15 protein-coding genes are annotated in these 18,520 nt (G+C 66.6%); 9 read left to right on the forward strand and 6 right to left on the reverse strand.

The window, feature by feature from the left end:
- Positions 1-40 precede the first annotated feature (40 nt).
- Positions 41-1,450: a nucleobase:cation symporter-2 family protein gene (locus F3J20_RS17045; protein WP_167283980.1), complete on the reverse strand. Its 1,410-nt coding sequence runs from the start codon at positions 1,448-1,450 to the stop codon at positions 41-43.
- A 529-nt stretch (positions 1,451-1,979) separates the two neighbouring features.
- Between F3J20_RS17045 and F3J20_RS17050 the strand changes: the two genes are divergently transcribed.
- The 3 genes from F3J20_RS17050 to fghA all read left to right on the forward strand — a co-directional run bounded on the left by F3J20_RS17050 (position 1,980) and on the right by fghA (position 6,218).
- The gene (locus tag F3J20_RS17050) at positions 1,980-3,638 is read left to right on the forward strand and encodes an FGGY family carbohydrate kinase (RefSeq protein WP_167283981.1); all 1,659 of its coding nucleotides are present in this window, start codon (positions 1,980-1,982) and stop codon (positions 3,636-3,638) included.
- Between the two features lie 603 nt (positions 3,639-4,241).
- A complete protein-coding gene (locus F3J20_RS17055) occupies positions 4,242-5,348 on the forward strand; it encodes an S-(hydroxymethyl)glutathione dehydrogenase/class III alcohol dehydrogenase (protein ID WP_028197996.1) in 1,107 nt (368 codons plus the stop codon).
- Positions 5,349-5,363: 15 nt separating this feature from the next.
- Entirely contained in the window at positions 5,364-6,218 is an 855-nt protein-coding gene (fghA, locus tag F3J20_RS17060) for an S-formylglutathione hydrolase (RefSeq protein WP_167040891.1), read from the forward strand.
- 94 nt (positions 6,219-6,312) lie between these two features.
- Here the strand turns inward: fghA and F3J20_RS17065 are convergent, their stop codons facing one another.
- Genes F3J20_RS17065 through F3J20_RS17075 form a run of 3 tightly spaced genes read right to left on the reverse strand, consistent with a single transcriptional unit; the run spans position 6,313 to position 9,072 of the window.
- A complete protein-coding gene (locus F3J20_RS17065; RefSeq protein WP_167040895.1) occupies positions 6,313-7,095 on the reverse strand; it encodes a metal ABC transporter permease in 783 nt (260 codons plus the stop codon).
- Positions 7,088-8,101 carry an ABC transporter ATP-binding protein gene (locus tag F3J20_RS17070; RefSeq protein ID WP_205299320.1) on the reverse strand — a complete coding sequence of 338 codons (1,014 nt, stop codon included), beginning with the start codon at positions 8,099-8,101 and terminating at the stop codon, positions 7,088-7,090. Before F3J20_RS17070 ends, F3J20_RS17065 begins: the two co-directional genes overlap by 8 nt.
- Positions 8,098-9,072, reverse strand: a complete 975-nt coding sequence (locus F3J20_RS17075; protein WP_167283982.1) for a metal ABC transporter solute-binding protein — start codon at positions 9,070-9,072, stop codon at positions 8,098-8,100. The genes F3J20_RS17070 and F3J20_RS17075 overlap by 4 nt, the downstream gene beginning before the upstream one ends.
- A 337-nt stretch (positions 9,073-9,409) precedes the next feature.
- On the opposite strand from F3J20_RS17075, the gene F3J20_RS17080 reads away from it, so the two are divergent.
- From F3J20_RS17080 to ugpC, 6 genes are all read left to right on the forward strand, one after another.
- On the forward strand, positions 9,410-10,192 hold the full coding sequence (locus tag F3J20_RS17080; protein ID WP_167040900.1) for an L-iditol 2-dehydrogenase: 783 nt from the start codon (positions 9,410-9,412) through the stop codon (positions 10,190-10,192).
- Between the two features lie 161 nt (positions 10,193-10,353).
- Complete coding sequence (locus tag F3J20_RS17085) at positions 10,354-11,676, forward strand: sugar ABC transporter substrate-binding protein (protein ID WP_167283983.1); 1,323 nt, start codon at positions 10,354-10,356, stop codon at positions 11,674-11,676.
- A 277-nt stretch (positions 11,677-11,953) separates the two neighbouring features.
- Positions 11,954-12,889, forward strand: a complete 936-nt coding sequence (locus F3J20_RS17090) for a sugar ABC transporter permease (protein WP_167283984.1) — start codon at positions 11,954-11,956, stop codon at positions 12,887-12,889.
- Positions 12,886-13,773 (forward strand): carbohydrate ABC transporter permease, encoded by an 888-nt coding sequence (locus F3J20_RS17095; RefSeq protein ID WP_167283985.1) that lies wholly within the window; start codon positions 12,886-12,888, stop codon positions 13,771-13,773. The genes F3J20_RS17090 and F3J20_RS17095 overlap by 4 nt, the downstream gene beginning before the upstream one ends.
- 53 nt (positions 13,774-13,826) lie before the next feature.
- The gene (locus F3J20_RS17100) at positions 13,827-14,510 is read left to right on the forward strand and encodes an HAD family phosphatase (protein ID WP_240162822.1); all 684 of its coding nucleotides are present in this window, start codon (positions 13,827-13,829) and stop codon (positions 14,508-14,510) included.
- A gap of 80 nt (positions 14,511-14,590) precedes the next feature.
- Complete coding sequence (ugpC, locus tag F3J20_RS17105; RefSeq protein ID WP_167040915.1) at positions 14,591-15,697, forward strand: sn-glycerol-3-phosphate ABC transporter ATP-binding protein UgpC; 1,107 nt, start codon at positions 14,591-14,593, stop codon at positions 15,695-15,697.
- Positions 15,698-15,933: 236 nt separating this feature from the next.
- Here the strand turns inward: ugpC and F3J20_RS17110 are convergent, their stop codons facing one another.
- Positions 15,934-16,890: a sugar-binding transcriptional regulator gene (locus F3J20_RS17110; protein WP_167040918.1), complete on the reverse strand. Its 957-nt coding sequence runs from the start codon at positions 16,888-16,890 to the stop codon at positions 15,934-15,936.
- Between the two features lie 76 nt (positions 16,891-16,966).
- Entirely contained in the window at positions 16,967-18,460 is a 1,494-nt protein-coding gene (gene xylB, locus F3J20_RS17115) for a xylulokinase (RefSeq protein ID WP_167283987.1), read from the reverse strand.
- Positions 18,461-18,520 lie beyond the last annotated feature (60 nt).

Here is an 18,520-nt window from a genome sequence, read left to right on the forward strand (position 1 = left end):
GAAATCCAAACCCGAACCCGCCGCCGGCACCCACCAAAGCTCAATGCAAATCCGCCGCCCGCAGCATCTCGTTATGCGGCGGCTCGCTGCCCGCGCTCGTGTCGAGATCGTGTCCGGCGCGGCGGATCTCGCAGCGCGCCTTCTTCTCGCTCTTCACGCCGTTGAAGATCAGGTTCAGCACGACCGCCGACACTGACGCCAGCAGAATCCCGCTATGCAGCAGCGGCGACAGCGCCGGCGGCAGTTGCGAGAAGAAGTGCGGCGAGACGACCGGCACGAGCCCGAGGCCGATGCTGACCGCGACGATGAACAGGTTGTGGTGATTCTTCACGAAGTCGACGCGCGAGAGCACCTTGATGCCGTTCGCCGCGACCATGCCGAACATCACGATGCCCGCGCCGCCGAGCACGAACGCCGGCACCGAGGCGACCACCTGCGCCATCTTCGGGAACAGGCCGAGCAGCACGAGGATCACGCCGCCCATCGCGCAGACGAAGCGGCTCTTCACGCCGGTCACGCCGATCAGGCCGACGTTCTGCGAAAACGACGTATGCGGGAACGAGTTGAAGATGCCGCCGATCAGCGTGCCGAGCCCGTCGACGCGCAGGCCGCGCACCAGCGTCTTCTGATCGACCGGACGATCGACCATGTCGCCGACCGCGAGGAACATGCCGGTCGATTCGATGAACGTGACGAACATGACCGTGACCATCGTCGCGATCGAGAGCGGGTCGAAGTGCGGCAGACCGAAGTGGAACGGCATCACGAAGCCGACCCACGGTGCGTGCGTGACGCCGTCCATGTTGACGCGGCCGAGCAGCAGCGCGATCACGAAGCCGGCGACGATGCCGAGCAGCACCGAGATATTGGCGACAAACCCGCGGGCAAACTTGTTGATGAGCAGGATCAGCGTCAGCACGAGCAGCGACAGGCCAAGGTAGACCGGATTGCCGTAGTCGGGATTGCCGACGCCGCCCGCCGCCCAGTTGATGCCGACTTCCATCAGCGAGAGGCCGATCACCGAAATCACGACGCCGATCACGACCGGCGGGAAGAAGCGCAGCAGCTTGCCGACCATCGGCGCGGCCAGAATGCCGATCACGCCGGCCGCGATCGTCGAGCCGAAGATGTCGAGAATGCCGAGCGAGGGATTGGTGCCGATTGCGACCATCGGCCCGACGGCCGCGAACGTGCAGCCCATGATGACGGGCAGACGGATGCCGAAGATCCACAGCCCGAGCGTCTGGATCAGCGTGGCGATGCCGCACGAGAACAGGTCGGCGCTGATCAGGAACGCGATCTGGTCTTTCGGCAGCTTGAGCGCCGCGCCGATGATGAGCGGTACCGCGACTGCGCCGGCGTACATGACCAGCACGTGCTGGATGCCGAGGGTGAGCAACTGGCCCGCGGGCAGGCGTTCGTCGCACGGGTGAACCGTGTTCGCTTGCATATCGTCTGTCTCCACCATCTGTTTTGGAATGACTCCAAGGTATCGGGGACGAAAATCCGCTACAAGACCGCGCGCGGCTATTCCGGCATTCCCGGTGACGATATGCGCGGGCCTCGTTTGAAAGCCGGATCGAAGGGCGGCGCGCGGTTTATCGTGGCTGCATCCCCGGCGGATCGGCGGCGGGCCCTGTGTGGCGGCGAGTGCGGGCAGGGTGCGCCGGCGCGCGGCACGGATGCGTCGCGCGCGGGGATATGTGTGAGAATCAATAACGTGTATCTCGCTCGCAGCATAGTCCTGTTTTGAGATGGTTCGCGGCATGGCGGGGTTAACCCGCGTTTGGCGGGTTTGCAGTGCTTGCGGGCCGTGCGCCGGACGTTGCTTCTGGCCGCGTGTTTTGCGGCGCTTGGGGGGCTGTTTCCAGCCGCGCCTCCAGCCGCGCCTCCAGCCGCGCTTCTAGCCATGTTTCCAGCCGCGTTTCCTGCTTCGCTTCCAGTCCCTCCTTCATCCTTATTTCGACGTCCTCGCACCCATGAGTTTTCTCGGCATCGACCTCGGCACCGGCTCCCTTAAAGCGGCAATCGTCGACGAACACGGCCGCGAGCAGGCGGTGTCGAGCGTCGCTTATGCGTTCGATACGCCGCGCGCGGGCTGGGCCGAGATCGCGGTAGAGACGTGGTGGAGCGCGCTCGTCGAGGCGCTGGCGCGTCTGCCGCGGCATCTGCGCGACGATGTGCGGGCGATCGGCCTGTCCGGCCAGATGCACGGCGTCGTGCTGCTCGATGCGCACGGCGAGCCCGTGCGTCCCGCGCTGCTATGGCCCGACTCGCGCGCGCTCGATCTGCTCGACGCGTGGCCCGAGCCGCAGCCGAATCCGGTCGCGCCTGGCATGGCCGGTCCGCTGCTGCGCTGGATCGTGCTGCATGAGCCGCAGACCGCGCGCCGCACGCGTTGGGCGTTGCAGCCGAAAGACTGGCTGCGCGTCGCGCTCGGCGGCGCGTTCGCGACCGATCCGTCCGATGCTTGCGCGACCGCGCTCGCCAGTCCGGCCGGCGTGTGGGATGCGGCGCTGCTCGAGCGGCTCGGGATTCCGCGCGAGTGGTTCGCGCCGCTCGCGCCGTCGTATGCGGCGGCCGGTGTGCTGTCGCAGAGGGCCGCGCAGGCACTCGGCTTGCGCGCTGGCATCGTGCTCGCGACCGGCGCCGCCGATACGCCGTGCGCGGCGCTCGGCAGCGGACTCGCGCAGGACGGCGATGCGCTGCTGACCACCGGCACGGGCGGACAGATCGTCGTCCTCGCGAGCGGCGAGCCCGTGGCGGTGAAGGGGCTGCATCGCTATCGCGCGGCCAGCGATCACTGGTATCGGATGGCGGCGATGCAGAACGTCGGCATTGCGCTGGAGCGTGTGCGCGGCTGGCTGTCGTATGAGTGGGTGGATGCGTATCGCGAGGCGTTCGGTGATGCCGTTGCCGATGTGTCCGGCGCTGTATCTGGTGGTGCCGCGAACGGCGAATCCGCCGGGTCCGTCAGCGGGGCGCCCGGCGAGCCGATGAGCGCGGTATCGAGCGCGAGTTTCGGCGCGAGTGCCGACACGCCCACCGGCGCTGACCTCGGCGCTGACAGCAACGCCGCCCTCAGCGCTGCCCCCACCCGGACAACTCGCCCGGCAACCCACGGCGAATCCCGCGCATCTTCGGGCCTGACCTTCCTTCCGTACCTGACCGGTGAGCGCACGCCGTGGCTCAACCCGCAGGCGCGCGGCGGCTGGCTCGGCCTCTCGCTCGAACACACGCGCGGCGCGATGATGCGCGCCGCGTTCGAAGGTGTTGCGTTCTCGCTGCGCGCCGGGCTCGATGCGGTTCGCTCGAGCGGGGCCACGGTCACGGCGCTCAAGCTCGCGGGCGGTGGCTCGGTCGATCCACGCTGGCGTCAGCTGCTCGCCGATGCGCTCGGCGTCGAGCTGCATGCGGTCGACTGTCCGAACGCGGCACCGCGCGGTGCCGCGATACTCGGCGGCCTCGCGAGCGGTCATTGGCATGCGCGCGATCTCGCCGCGCTCGCGCCCGGCGCGACGCGCGTGGCGGGTCCGCGAGGCGATGCGGCGCTGGCGGAGCGCTATGCACGCTTCGTCGATCTGTATGGCCGCGTCGAGCCGTGGTTCGGTGGTACGACGCAGCGCGAAGCCCGGTAGCGGTAGCGGCGATGAACGCGGCGGCCGTCCCGGCGAGCACGAGGCCATGCTGCGGCAACGTGTACTGGCATGGCAAAGTACGGCGATGGGTGCTGCAACGGCGTTGCAACGAATCCTGGACGGCGAGGCAACAAGCACGGCAATGAATATTGCAAAACGCACGGCAACACACCTGGTAGCGACCGCGGCAACGACTACGGCAACACACTTGGCAACGACCGCGGACAACGACCGCGGCAACAAGCAACGCACGAAGCGCAGTCACCGAGCATGCTCTCGCCCCACACTTTGCAATACCATTACGCTTTTCGCGCGCCAAGCCGCCGCCCGGTACGCGATGCCGCAGGACGCGACATCGCCAATCGCGAGCCGTGCAGGCAGCAAGCAACAGCAAGCAGTAGCGAGCAACAGCAAGCAAACAGCAGCAAGCAACGGCTCGCACGAGCCCGGCCGCAGCGCAAGCATGGTCCCGGCTCACGAACCAGAACACGCAGTCGAACACGAAGCAGCGCACGAACCAGAACACGCGCGCGCCGCGGCATCCCGACCCGCGACGCGCCCCGCACAATCAAACCGACTCACGGACCCACAGGAGCATTGACGATGAAGACCAAAGCAGCAATCGCATGGAAAGCCGGCGCCCCGTTGACGATCGAGGAAGTCGATCTCGAAGGTCCGCGCGCCGGTGAAGTCCTGATCGAAGTGAAGGCGACGGGCATCTGCCACACCGACTACTACACGCTGTCGGGCGCCGACCCCGAAGGCATCTTCCCGGCGATTCTCGGCCACGAAGGCGCGGGCGTGATCGTCGATGTCGGCCCCGGCGTCGGCACGCTGAAGAAGGGCGATCACGTGATTCCGCTTTACACGCCCGAATGCCGCCAGTGCAAGTTCTGTCTGTCGCGCAAGACCAACCTGTGTCAGGCGATCCGCTCGACGCAGGGCAAGGGCCTGATGCCCGACGCGACCTCGCGCTTCTCGCTCGACGGCAAGCCTTTGTTCCACTACATGGGGACGTCGACGTTCTCGAACTACATCGTCGTGCCGGAGATCGCGGTCGCGAAGGTGCGCGAGGACGCGCCGTTCGACAAGATCTGCTACATCGGCTGCGGCGTGACGACCGGCGTCGGCGCGGTCGTGTATTCGGCGAAGGTCGAGGCGGGCGCGAACGTGGTCGTGTTCGGGCTCGGCGGCATCGGCCTCAATGTGATCCAGGGCGCGAAGATGGTCGGCGCGGACAAGATCATCGGCGTCGATCTGAACCCAGGACGCGTCGAGCTGGCGAAGAAGTTCGGCATGACGCACTTCATCAACCCGAACGAAGTCGAGAACGTCGTCGATCACATCGTGCAGCTGACCGACGGCGGCGCCGACTACTCGTTCGAATGCATCGGCAATACCAAGGTGATGCGCCAGGCGCTCGAATGCACACACAAGGGCTGGGGCCAGTCGTTCATCATCGGCGTCGCGGCGGCCGGCGAGGAGATCAGCACGCGACCGTTCCAGCTCGTGACGGGCCGCGAGTGGAAGGGCTCGGCGTTCGGCGGCGCGCGTGGCCGCACCGACGTGCCGAAAATCGTCGACTGGTACATGGAAGGCAAGATCAATATCGACGACCTGATCACGCACCGTCTGCCGCTCGAACGCATCAACGAGGGCTTCGACCTGATGAAGAAGGGCGAGTCGATCCGTTCGGTCGTGCTGTACTAAGCGAGGAGCGCCGCGATGCTCGAACTACTCTCGTCGCACGCCATTCATGGCGGCGAGCAGCGCTTCTACCGGCACGAGTCGCGCACGATCGGTCTGCCGATGCGCTTCTCGGTCTATCTGCCGCCGCAGGCCTTGCATGAGAACGCGGGACGTGTCCCGGCGTTGTTCTATCTGGCCGGACTGACCTGCACGGAAGAAACGTTTCCGATCAAGGCCGGCGCGCAGCGCTTCGCGGCCCAGCACGGCATCGCATTGATCGCGCCGGACACGAGCCCGCGCGGCGCGAACGTGCCGGGCGAGAGCGATGCATGGGACTTCGGCGTCGGCGCGGGTTTTTACGTCGACGCGACTGCAGAGCCGTGGTCGAAGCACTACCGGATGTACTCGTATGTGCGCGACGAACTGCGCGAGACGGTCGTGAGCGAGTTGCTGGTCGATGGCGCGCGCCTCGGCATCTTCGGTCACTCGATGGGCGGGCACGGCGCGTTGATGCTCGCGCTGCGCAATCCGGACCTCTATCGGTCGGTGTCGGCGTTCGCGCCGATTGCGGCGCCGGTGCGTTGCCCATGGGGCGAAAAGGCGTTCGGCGGCTATCTCGGCAACGACCGCGAAGCGTGGCGTCAGTACGACGCGAGCGAACTGGTTGCGCAGGCATCGCACAAGTTCGCGCAAGGGATTCTCGTCGATCAGGGCCTCGCGGATCAGTTCCTGCCGACGCAGCTGAATCCCGACGTGTTCGAAGCCGCGTGCAAGGCCGCGGGTCAGCCGCTGACGTTGCGCCGTCATGCGGGTTATGACCACGGCTACTACTTCATCTCGACCTTCATCGAAGATCACCTTGAGCATCACGCGAAGGTGTTGCTCGGCTGAAAATGCCATAAAACACGGTGTGAAATGAAGAGCGGCGGCACGTGCAGAAAATGCACGTGCCGCCGTTTTCTTATGTGACCGGAGTAAGCGCCGCTCAATGCCGCTTCAGCAAACTCCCGCCATACACGAGCGCCGATAGCACCGTGATCCAGAAGCTCGTCGGCCAGTCGGTATAGAACGCGAGCGTCAAGCCGAGCCATGCCTGCGCGAGCGCGAACACGGCAGCAAGCACGAGCCCGGTGGAGAGCCGCGTGCTCAGATTCTGCGCGGCGGCGGCCGGGCCGACCATCAGCGTGAACACGAGCAGCACGCCGACGATCTGCGTGCAGGCCGCCACGGCCAGCGCGGCGATCGCGAGAAACAGCACCGACACGCGGCGCAGCGACACGCCCTTCGCTTCGGCCAGTTCCGGTTGCAGCGAGGCGAACAGCAGCGGCCGCATAATGGCCGCGAGCGCCGCGAGGCTCACCACGCCGAGCGCCGCGAGCACGCCGAGCGTCGACGCATTCACGCCGAGCACGTTGCCGAACAGCAGCGCCGTGACCTGGGTCGCGTAGGCGGTGAAGAAGTGCAGAAACAGCAAGCCGAAACCGAGCGACAGCGAAAGAATCACGCCGATCGCGACGTCGCGCCCCGCCAGCCGCTCGCCGAGCGCGCCCATGCCGACGCCGGCCGCGAGCGTGAAGCCGATCATCCCCCAGATCGGCGAGATGCCGATCAGCACCGCGCCGGTCGCGCCGGTGAAGCCGACGTGCGAGAGCGCGTGGCCGGCGAAGGTCTGTCCGCGCATCACGAGGAAATAGCCGACCACGCCGGCCAGCACCGCGACGATCCCCGACGCCGCGAATGCGTTCACCATGAAATCGTATTCAAACATCGTGCTTGTGTCCGTCGCGTGAGTCGTGCGGGTTCGAGTGGCCGTGCGAGGGTTTGTGCGCATGACCGTGGCCGTGGTCGTGCGAGTGAGAATGAGCGTGCGAATGTCCGCCGTCCTCGTCGTGTTCATGCTCGTGATCGTGCTTCTCGACTTCGACGCCGCCCGACATCACGAAGATGCGGCCATTAACGCGCATCACGTCGATCGGCGAGCCATAGAGGCGCGACAGTACCGGCCGCGTAATGACCTCGTCGACGGTGCCGAGCGCCGCGACGCCGCTGCCGAGATACAGCACGCGATCGATCGAGTTCAGGAGCGGATTCAGTTCGTGCGCGGAGAACAGCACCGCGATGCCGAGCTCCTGCTGCACGCGCCGCACGAGTTCGACGACGCTCTTCTGATGATGCGGATCGAGGCTGATCAACGGTTCGTCGAGCAGCAGCAGCTTCGGGTTGCCGAGCAGGCACTGCGCGAGCAGCAGCCGCTGCCGCTCGCCGCCCGACAGCTCCGACAGCGGCCGTTTGGCGAGGCCGGTTGCGCCGACCAGTTCGAGCACGCGATCGACGTCCGCGCGCGTTTTCGCATCCGCATGCGGCAGGCCCCAGCGATGACCGTCGGCGGCCATCGCGACGAAATCGCGCCCGCGCACGCGGCGGCCCGCGAGGGCGCTGCGCGTCTGCGGCATATAGCCGATCGAGGCATTGCCGCGCTCGACCGCCTGCCCTAGCACGCGGATCGTGCCGCCCGCGGCCGGCACGAGGCCAAGCACCGCGCGCATCAGCGTCGTCTTGCCCGCGCCGTTCGGCCCGAGCACGCCGATGAACTCGCCCTGGTTCACGACGAAGCTGGTGTCGCGCAGGATCGTGCGTTCGCCGAGTTCGAGCGTCACGCGCTCGAGTTCGAGCACGGGCGTGTCGCGTCGGACGGCGCCGGCGGCGGTGGTGGGTGTTCCGGGCGACGGGCCCGTTGAAGTACCCGCTGGCGCATGGCGGCCAGTCGAAGTCATGGAGTGGTTCCTTTGGCGCTTGCGCCTTGTGCCGCGTTCGTGTCGCCCGCGGCGAGCGCCTTGCCGAGCGCGTCGAGCTGCGTGAGCATCCACGTCTGATAGGTCTTGCCGGCCGGCAGCGTTTCGGTGACGCTCAGCGTCGGGACCTTCGATTGTTGCGCGAGCTTCAGCATGCGTTGGGTCAGCGCCTCGGTGGCCTGGCTGTTGTAGATCAGTACGCGCACGCGCTGGTCGCGCAGGTCGCGTTCGAATGCGGCGATATCGGCCGCGCTTGCTTCGGTGTCGTTCATCGTGGCGAGCTGGAAGCGCTGGTTGCGCATACCGAGGCCGATCGCGTCCGACATGTAGCCGAACACCGGCTCGGTCGCCGTGACCGGCAGGCCCGCATAGCGGCCGTGCAGTTCGGCGACCTTCGCGTCGATCGGCTTCAGCGAATCGAGAAACTTCACGAGGTTCGCATCGTACGCCGACTTGTGCGCCGGGTCAGCCGCGCCGAGCGCGTCGTGGATCGCGCGCGCGACTTTCGGCATCGTCGCCGGGTCGTACCACAGGTGCGGATTGTCGCCGCCTTTCCTGCCGGTGAGGTCGGCCGCGACGATCACGGTGCGCTGCGCGCCTTTCGAAGCGGCCAGCAATTTTGCCATCCACGGATCGTAATCGGCGCCGTTGTAGACGACAAGGCTCGCATGCTGCAACGCGCGCGCGGTGGCCGGGCTCGCTTCGAACAGATGCGGGTCCTGGTCCGGATTGCTGAGGATGCTCGTCACGTCGACGCGCTCGCCGCCGAGTTGCCGCACCACGTCGCCGTAGAAATTTTCCGCCGCGACCACCGGGATTTTCGCGCCGGCCTGAGCTTCGGCGGCGAACGCGCCGTGGCCGACGGCGAGGGCGGCGAGCCCGGACGCCAGCAGATACTTCGACAGCTTCAGCGCGCGCTGCGCCCCGGTCAACATCGAGCCGATTCGTTTCATCGTGGTGTCCTGTTGCGTGAGAGTTGAATGAGCCACCTGGCGTGGCGGTGACGAATACGCGGGAAGACGCGGCGACGCCTTCGGGCGGCAACCGCTTGCGGATCGCCGCGCAAGAGTGCGATGAGGCCGAAATGATATAACGTATCGCGATTTTTGTCGTCAGGCCGTGTGGGCGGCCGCGCCGCCGCTCCTGCCGCGCTGCACCATCGAAATCTGGCGAGGCGCCTTGACATGACCCGGTCCGTATCCGATCATTCGATCACCAACGGAGCAATTGCTCGATCAATGAGCGTTCGCTCACTGCGCAGCGGAATGCAAAACGAACCGGAGACAGGCCGTGGCGGCACGATTGCAGGACAAAGTGGCGATTCTGACGGGCGCGGCAAGCGGCATCGGCGAGGCCGTGGCCCGGCGCTATCTCGACGAGGGCGCGCGCTGCGTGCTCGTCGACCTGAAGCCCGCCGACAGTTTCGGCGCCGCGCTGCGCGCCGCGCACGGCGAGCGCGTCTTCTGCGTAAGCGCCGACGTTACGCGCCGCGACGACATCGCCCGCATCGTGGCGGCCGCGCTCGAACGCTTCGGCCAGATCGACATTCTCTTCAACAACGCGGCGCTGTTCGACATGCGCCCGCTGCTCGACGAATCCTGGGACGTGTTCGACCGGCTCTTTTCGGTCAACGTGAAGGGCATGTTCTTCCTGATGCAGGCGGTGGCGAGCCGGATGGTCGAGCAGGGCCACGGCGGCAAGATCATCAATATGTCCTCGCAGGCCGGCCGGCGCGGCGAGGCGCTCGTCTCGCATTACTGCGCGACCAAGGCGGCGGTGCTGAGCTATACGCAGTCGGCGGCGCTCGCGCTCGCGCCGCATCAGATCAATGTGAACGGCATCGCACCCGGCGTTGTCGATACGCCGATGTGGAGCGAGGTCGACGCGCTGTTCGCGCGCTACGAAAACCGGCCGCTCGGCGAGAAGAAGCGCCTCGTCGGCGAGGCGGTGCCGCTCGGCCGCATGGGCCTGCCCGACGACCTGACCGGCGCCGCGCTGTTTCTCGCCTCGGCCGATGCGGACTACATCACCGCGCAAACGCTGAACGTCGACGGCGGCAACTGGATGAGTTGAGGAACGGACCGGGAGCGGGCACCTTGCCCGCTCCCGGCGGCGCGTCACTTGGCGAAGCGAATGCGTGAAATGAACGCGCAAAGCGAACGTGCAAAGCGAACGCGCGAAACCAAAGCAGCACGACATAACGTACCCAGAACGTACCCAAAAAGGAGACAGCAATGAAACCCGCTCTCAAAACCGCGCTGAAGGCGCTGAGTGCCGGCGCGGCGACCTGCTTCGCGCTGAGCGCGTCGGCAGCGACCATCACGATCGCCACGCTGAACAATCCGGACATGATCGAACTGAAGAAGCTCTCGCCCGCATTCGAAAAGGCGAATCCGGACATCAAGCTGAACTGGGTGATCCTCGAGGAAAACGTGCTGCGCCAGCGCGCGACGACCGACATCACGACCGGTAGCGGCCAGTTCGACGTGATGACGATCGGCGCATACGAAACGCCGCAGTGGGGCAAGCGCGGCTGGCTCGCGCCGCTCACGAACCTGCCCGCGAGCTATGACCTCGACGACGTCGTGAAGACGGCGCGCGACGGCCTCTCCGCCAACGGCCAGCTGTATGCGCTGCCGTTCTACGTCGAAAGCTCGATGACCTATTACCGCAAGGACCTGTTCGACAAGGCCGGCCTGAAGATGCCCGATCAGCCGACCTACGACCAGATCGCGCAATTCGCCGACAAGCTCACCGACAAATCGAAGGAACAGTACGGCATCTGCCTGCGCGGCAAGGCGGGCTGGGGCGAGAACATGGCGTATGCGACCACGCTCGTGAACACGTTCGGTGGCCGCTGGTTCGACGAGAAGTGGAACGCGCAACTGACCTCGCCGGAATGGAAGAAGGCGATGACGTTCTACGTCGATCTGCTGAGGAAGGACGGCCCGCCGGGAGCGAGTTCGAACGGCTTCAACGAGAACCTCACGCTGATGTCCTCGGGCAAGTGCGCGATGTGGATCGACGCGACCGTCGCGGCCGGCATGCTCTACAACAAGCAGCAGTCGCAGATCGCCGACAAGGTCGGCTTCGCCGCGGCGCCGGTCGAGGTCACGCCGAAGGGTTCGCACTGGCTGTGGGCCTGGGCGCTGGCGATTCCGAAGTCGTCGAAGCAGGCCGACGCGGCGAAGAAGTTCATCACGTGGGCGACCTCGAAGGACTACATCGGGCTGGTCGCGCAGGATGAAGGCTGGGCCTCGGTGCCGCCGGGCACGCGCCAGTCCACCTATGCGCGCCCCGAGTACCGGCAGGCCGCGCCGTTCGGCGACTTCGTGCTGAAGGCGATCCAGACGGCCGACCCCGATCATCCGACGCTCAAACCCGTGCCGTACACCGGCGTGCAGTTCGTCGGGATTCCCGAGTTCCAGTCGTTCGGCACGGTGGTCGGCCAGAGCGTGTCGGGCGCGATTGCCGGTCAGATGACGGTCGATCAGGCGCTCGCGGCCGGCAATGCCGCCGCCGATCGCGCGGTGAAGCAGGCCGGATACCAGAAGTAACGCGCGAAGCAACGCGAAGAGCAAGACGAGAAGCAACGCATCGACTCGCGCGGGCGTGGCCGCAAGCAACCGGTCCGGCGGCCCACTCCCACGTCGATCGATGCGTCACACGCCGGCCGATCCGCGTCGGCCGGCTCCCGCAGTACAGCGGGCCGTTCGCCTGCGCCGCGTTTCGTGCGGCTTACGAGGCTCACGTGGCACGCCATCGCACATGATGCCGATGACGTCCACGCGGTTCAGGCGAACGCCCCGCGCATTACCGAACAGGTGATCCATCATGCGTCCTTTGCGCCTGCCCCTCATGCAAGCTCCTCCTCAGTCCGAAAAAGAACGCGAAGCCCGCAAGGCGAATTCGGCCCGCTGGCTCGTGATGCCGTCGGTCGGCGTACTCGTGCTGTGGATGGCGATTCCGCTCGCGATGACGATCTGGTTCTCGTTCTCGCGCTACAACCTGCTGAATCCGGACCTGCGCGGTTTCGCCGGCCTCGACAATTACCGCTATCTCGCGACCGATCCGTCGTTCATCCCGTCGATCGTGCACACGATCGAGCTGATCGTCTCGGTGCTCGTCATCACGGTGGGCGGCGGCGTGCTGATGGCGGTGCTGTTCGACCGCAAGTTCTACGGCCAGGGCGTCGCGCGGCTGCTCGCGATCGCGCCGTTCTTCGTGATGCCGACCGTCTCCGCGCTGATCTGGAAGAACATGATCCTGCACCCGGTGTACGGCCTCGTCGCGCAAGCGATGCGCGCGCTCGGCATGCAGCCGGTCGACTGGTTCGCCGACTATCCGCTGACCGCGGTCATCATGATCGTCGCGTGGCAGTGGCTGCCGTTCGCGTTCCTGATCCTGTTCACGGCGATCCAGTCGCTCGACCAGGAGCAGAAGGAAGCCGCGAAGATCGACGGCGCGGGTCCGTTCTCGATGTTCTTCTACATCACGCTGCCGCATCTGAGACGCGCGATCGCGGTCGTGGTGATGATGGAGACGATCTTCCTGCTGTCGATCTTTGCCGAAATCTATACGACCACGGGCGGCGGTCCGGGCAATGCGACCACCAACCTGTCGTACCTGATCTTCTCGCTGGGCCTGCAGCAGTTCGACGTCGGTCTCGCCTCGGCGGGCGGCATTCTCGCGGTCGTGCTGGCCAATATCGTGTCGTTCTTCCTCGTGCGGATGCTCGCGAAGAACCTCAAAGGGGAGTACGAAAAATGAGCCACGCTGCTTCTACGCCCGCCTCTACGTCTGCCTCGACGACGCAGCCGGTCGCGGTGCCGACCAAATCGCCGTTCGAGACGGTGACCCGCGCCATTCCCGGCGTGATCGCCTGGCTCGTTGCGCTGCTGCTGTTCTTCCCGATCTTCTGGATGACGATCACCGCGTTCAAGACCGAGCAGCAGGCCTATTCGTCGTCGCTGTTTTTCACGCCGACGCTCGACAGCTTCCGCGAGGTGTTCGCGCGCAGCAACTACTTCTCGTTCGCGTGGAACTCGGTGCTGATCTCGGTCGGCGTCACGCTGCTGTGCCTGATTCTCGCGGTGCCGGCCGCTTATGCGATGGCCTTCTTCCCGACGCGCCGCACGCAGAAAGTGCTGCTGTGGATGCTCTCGACCAAGATGATGCCGTCGGTCGGCGTGCTGGTGCCGATCTATCTGCTGTGGAAAAACAGCGGCCTGCTCGATACGGTGTCGGGTCTCGTGATCGTCTACACGCTGATCAATCTGCCGATCGCGGTGTGGATGTCGTTCACGTACTTCGCCGAGATTCCGCGCGACATTCTCGAAGCCGGACGCATCGACGGCGCGGCGACGTGGCAGGAGATCGTCTATCTGCTGATGCCGATGTCGCTGCCGGGGCTCGCCTCGACCGCGCTGCTGCTCGTGATCCTGTCGTGGAACGAGGCGTTCTGGAGCATCAATCTGTCGAGTTCGAACGCGGCGCCGCTGACCGTGTTCATCGCCTCGTATTCGAGCCCCGAGGGCCTGTTCTGGGCCAAGCTCTCCGCTGCATCGCTGCTCGCGGTCGCGCCGATCCTGATCGTCGGCTGGCTGTCGCAGAAGCAGCTGGTGCGCGGTCTCACGTTCGGGGCGGTCAAATGACGGCAGCTGTGCAACAAGGCGCGGGCGCGTCTGTGGACACGGCGGCGGCCGGCATGCGTCAATTCGCGTTGATCTGCGATTGCGACGGCGTGCTGATCGACAGCGAAGCCGTGGCCGCGCGCATGCTCGTGCGCGAACTCGAAGCGCGCTGGCCCGGCGCCGATGTCGAAGCGGTCGTGCTGCCGCTGCTCGGCCTGCGCATCGAGCGCGTGCTGCGGGACGCAGCGGCGCGGCTCGGCAGGACGCTCGGCGCCGCCGACATCGACGCGATCCGCCGCTCGGTCGAAGCGGCGGCCGTGCAGGCGCCGGCTGTCGACGGCATCGAGGCGGCGCTTGCCCAGGTGCCGCTCGTCAAAGGCTGCGCGAGCAACAGCTACCGGCCTTATGTCGAGACGGTGCTGGCGCGCACGGGTCTCGCGCGCTTCTTCGGCGACCGCTTGTACTGCGCCGACTCGGTGCCGAATCCGAAACCCGCGCCCGACGTCTATCTCGCGGCGGCGCGCGGCTTCGGTCTCGCGCCGGGTGCGTGCCTCGTCGTCGAGGACAGCGTGACCGGCGCGACGGCGGCGACGGCGGCGGGCATGACGGTGCTCGGCTTCGTCGGCGGCGGTCATGCGAGCGATGCGCAGATCGATCGCCTGCATGCGGCCGGCGCGCGTCACGTCTTCGACGACATGCGGCAATTGCCCGAGCTCGTCGCGCAATGGACCTTGAGCGCGACGGCGGCGGCGCCCTGAGCAACGACAGGACTTCCTGATTTAACGACTGGCAGCGGTACGCGTTACGCAGTACGGACAGCATTACACGGAGACACATCATGGCAAGCCTAACTTTGCGCAACATCAGAAAGGCCTACGACGACAACGAAGTGATGCGCGACATCAACCTCGACATCGCGGATGGCGAGTTCGTCGTGTTCGTCGGGCCGAGCGGTTGCGGCAAATCGACCCTGATGCGGATGATCGCGGGCCTCGAAGACATCACGAGCGGCGACCTGAATATCGACAACGTGCGCATGAACGAGGTGCCGCCGGCCAAGCGCGGCATCGCGATGGTGTTCCAGTCGTACGCGCTGTATCCGCACATGACGCTCTACGACAACATGGCCTTCGGCCTCAAGCTCGCGGGCGCGAAGAAGCCCGAGATCGACGCGGCCGTGCGCAATGCCGCGAAGATCCTGCATATCGACCATCTGCTCGATCGCAAGCCGAAGCAGTTGTCGGGCGGCCAGCGTCAGCGCGTCGCGATCGGCCGCGCGATCACGCGCAAGCCCAAGGTGTTCCTGTTCGACGAACCGCTGTCGAATCTCGACGCGGCGCTGCGCGTGAAGATGCGCCTCGAATTCGCGCGTCTGCACGACGAGCTGAAGACGACGATGATCTACGTGACGCACGACCAGGTCGAGGCGATGACGCTGGCCGACAAGATCGTCGTGCTGTCCGCGGGCAACCTCGAACAGGTCGGCACGCCGACGATGCTCTATCACGCGCCTGCGAACCGCTTCGTCGCGGGCTTTATCGGCTCGCCGAAAATGAACTTCATGGAAGGCGTCGTGCAGTCGGTGTCGAGCGACGGCGTGACCGTGCGCTACGAAACCGGCGAGACGCAGCGCGTCGCGGTCGATCCGGGCACGGCGAAGCAGGGCGACAAGGTGACGGTCGGCATCCGGCCCGAGCATCTGCATGTCGGCACCGAAGACGGCATCGACGCGCGCACGATGACGGTCGAATCGCTCGGCGACGCGGCGTATCTGTACGCGGAGTCGAACGTCGCGCCCGATGGCCTGATCGCGCGGATTCCGCCGCTCGAACGGCATGCGAAGGGCAACGTGCTGAAGCTCGGCGCGACGCCCGAGCATTGCCACCTGTTCGACAGCGAAGGCAAGGCGTTCCAGCGCAAGATCGTCGAGGTGCTGGCGGCGTGAGCGCGTGATTGCGCGATTGGGTGAAGGCAGGGGCGGGCGGCATGCGCGCCGCCTGCCTCGATCAGGCCGCGTGGTTCGAGCGTGACGGGCGGTGAATCTGCCCGGGCGTGGCCGCGCTCAGCCATCTGACGAAGCGTGCTCGCGAGGCGTGGGTGCCGAATGAGCGCCGAACGAGTACCGAATAAGCGTCGATCAAGCCGGCGCGCGAGGCAACGGCCTCGCGCGCCGGCGTTTCCTCAAGCCTTCGACGCTTCCAGCGCGGCCCTCGCGCACAACTCGTCGGTGACGAGTCCCGACAACCAGCCCCCCTTGAGCACCGCGATCAACGCCTCGCGCTTGCGCTCGCCGCCCGCGAAGCCGATGGTCGGGCGGCGCGGCGGCGCGTCGAGCACGACGCTCGTCACGCGCCGGCCGGTCGGCGATTCGACGTGCGCGCCGGCTGCATCGATCGGCAAGCCGAGCATTTCGGCGATCGCGTGGTTCTGCATCAACTCCTTCACTTCCGCCGACGTGATGAAGCCGTCCTCGTGCAACGGGCAGTTGAGGCCGATATTGCCGATGCCGACGAACGCGACGTCGGCCTGCGCGGACAGCGATTCGACGACCCGATACAGCCGGTGATTGCACCACTGCGCGCGCTCGGCCTCGCTGTCGGCGAGCAGCGGCGCGGGCAGCAGGAAATGCTTGCCACCCGTTTTCTCGGAAATGCGCAGCGCGACGTCGTAGCGGTTCGAGGAGCCGTCCTGGGCGATCGCCCCGACCATCGACACGAGCCGGTGCTGCGGACGGTCCAGTTGCGCGATCTGATCGACCGCGGCCTTCAGCGTGCGGCCGCTGCCGACCGCGACGACCATCGGCTTTTCCGCGTTCAGATAGCGCTCCATGACCTGCGCGCCGGCCACGGCGAGCTTGCGGTCGACTTCCTCGGAGGTGTCGCCGTCGATCGGCACGACTTCGCAGAGATCGAGCCCGTAGCGCTTCGACAGCTGATCGGCGAGCGACAGGCAATCGGCCAGTTGATGATCGACGCGCACGCGGATCAGGTTCTTTTCGACCGCGAACGCGACGAGCCGCTGCGCGACCGGCCGCGAGACCTGCAGCTTCTCGGCAATTTCGTTCTGCGTATTGCCGGCGACGTAGTAAAGCCAGGCGGCGCGTGTGGCGAGATCGAGTTTTTCGGTGGACTTGGGCACGATGGGTTTCGCTGGAAGTGTGCCGATGAAAGCGGCCGGCTCCGCTGCTGCGCGGATGCCGGCCGGCTGGAGCGCTTCAGGCGAGCGGCGCGCGCGCGGGATCGAACAGCGGCCGCACGTGGCGGTAGAGCGCGCGATACGCGTCGAGCCGCGTGCGCAATTGCGCGTGACGCTGCGGATTCGGCGTGAACTGCTTTTCGACGGGCGGCTTGGTCAGCACCGTGGCCGGGTCGCCGCCGGCGGCGAGCCAGCCGAGACGGGCCGCGCCGAGCGCCGCGCCGGTCTCGCCGCCGCCGTGCTTGACCGTGGCGGTGTCGAGCGCGTCGGCGAGCAGCTGGGCCCAGTAGTCGCTGCGCGCGCCGCCGCCGAGCAGCGACAGCACCTTCGCCTCGGTGCCGGCCGCGCGCAGCGCGTCGAGGCCGTCGGTCAGCGCGAGCGTCACGCCTTCGAGCACCGCATAGCCGAGCAGCGCGCGGTCGGTCGCGTGGGTCATGCCGAAGAACACGCCTTGCGCGTAGGGGTCGTTATGTGGCGTGCGCTCGCCCGACAGATACGGCAGGAACAGTGGCGCGGTGGCGAGCGCCTCGGCGGGCAGCGCCTCGATTTCGGCGAGCAGCGTCGGTTCGTCGGTCGAGGTGAGCTTGCAGACCCAGCGCAGACAGCTCGCCGCCGACAGCACCACGCTCATCTGATGCCAGCGGTCGGGAATCGCGTGGCAGAACGCATGCACGGCGGACGCCGGATTCGGCCGGAAGCTGTCGCCGACCACGCACAGCACGCCCGAGGTGCCGAGCGAGACGAAGCCGTCGCCCGGTTGCGTCGCGCCGATGCCGATCGCGCTCGTCGCGTTGTCGCCGCCGCCGGCCGCGACGATCACGCCCTCGTTGGGGTCGTCGCTCAGGCCGAATTCGCGCGCCACTTCGGGCCGCAGCGTGCCCGACGGCGCGCTGCCTTCGGCGAGGCCCGGCATCTGCGCGCGCGTCATGTTGCAGGCCGCGAGCAGCGAGTCGGACCAGTCGCGCTTCGCGACATCGAGCCACAAGGTGCCGGCCGCATCCGACGGATCGGACACCTTGCCGCCCGTCAGTTGCAGACGCAGGTAATCCTTCGGCAACAGCACGCAGGCGGTTTTAGCGAAGATTTCGGGCTCGTGGCGCGCGACCCACAGCAGCTTCGGCGCGGTGAAGCCGGGCATCGCGAGATTGCCCGCGACGCTGTGCAACTCGGGCGCGCGCTCGGTCAGTTCCGCGCATTCCTTGTCGCTGCGCATGTCGTTCCAGAGAATCGCGGGACGCAGCACGTTGTCCTGCGCATCGAGCAGCACCGCGCCGTGCATCTGGCCCGACAGGCCGATGCCGCGAATCTGCGCGAATTCGTCGGGATGGCGCGCGCGCAATGCCCCGAGCGCCGCGCGCGTGCCGGCCCACCAGTCCGCGGGATTCTGCTCGGCCCAGCGCTGATGCGGACGCGAAACCGTAAACGGGGAGCCTGCGGTGCCGATCACGCGTCCATCGGACGCAAGCAGCAGAACTTTCACTTCGGACGTGCCGAGATCGATGCCGAGGTACATGGGCGCGAAACCTGAGTCGTTGGGGATGCGCTACTTTAGCCGCACATCGCGCGCGCTGTC

The organism is Paraburkholderia sp. Cy-641, from assembly GCF_011752945.1.
In the GTDB taxonomy this organism is placed as follows: Bacteria; Pseudomonadota; Gammaproteobacteria; order Burkholderiales; family Burkholderiaceae; genus Paraburkholderia.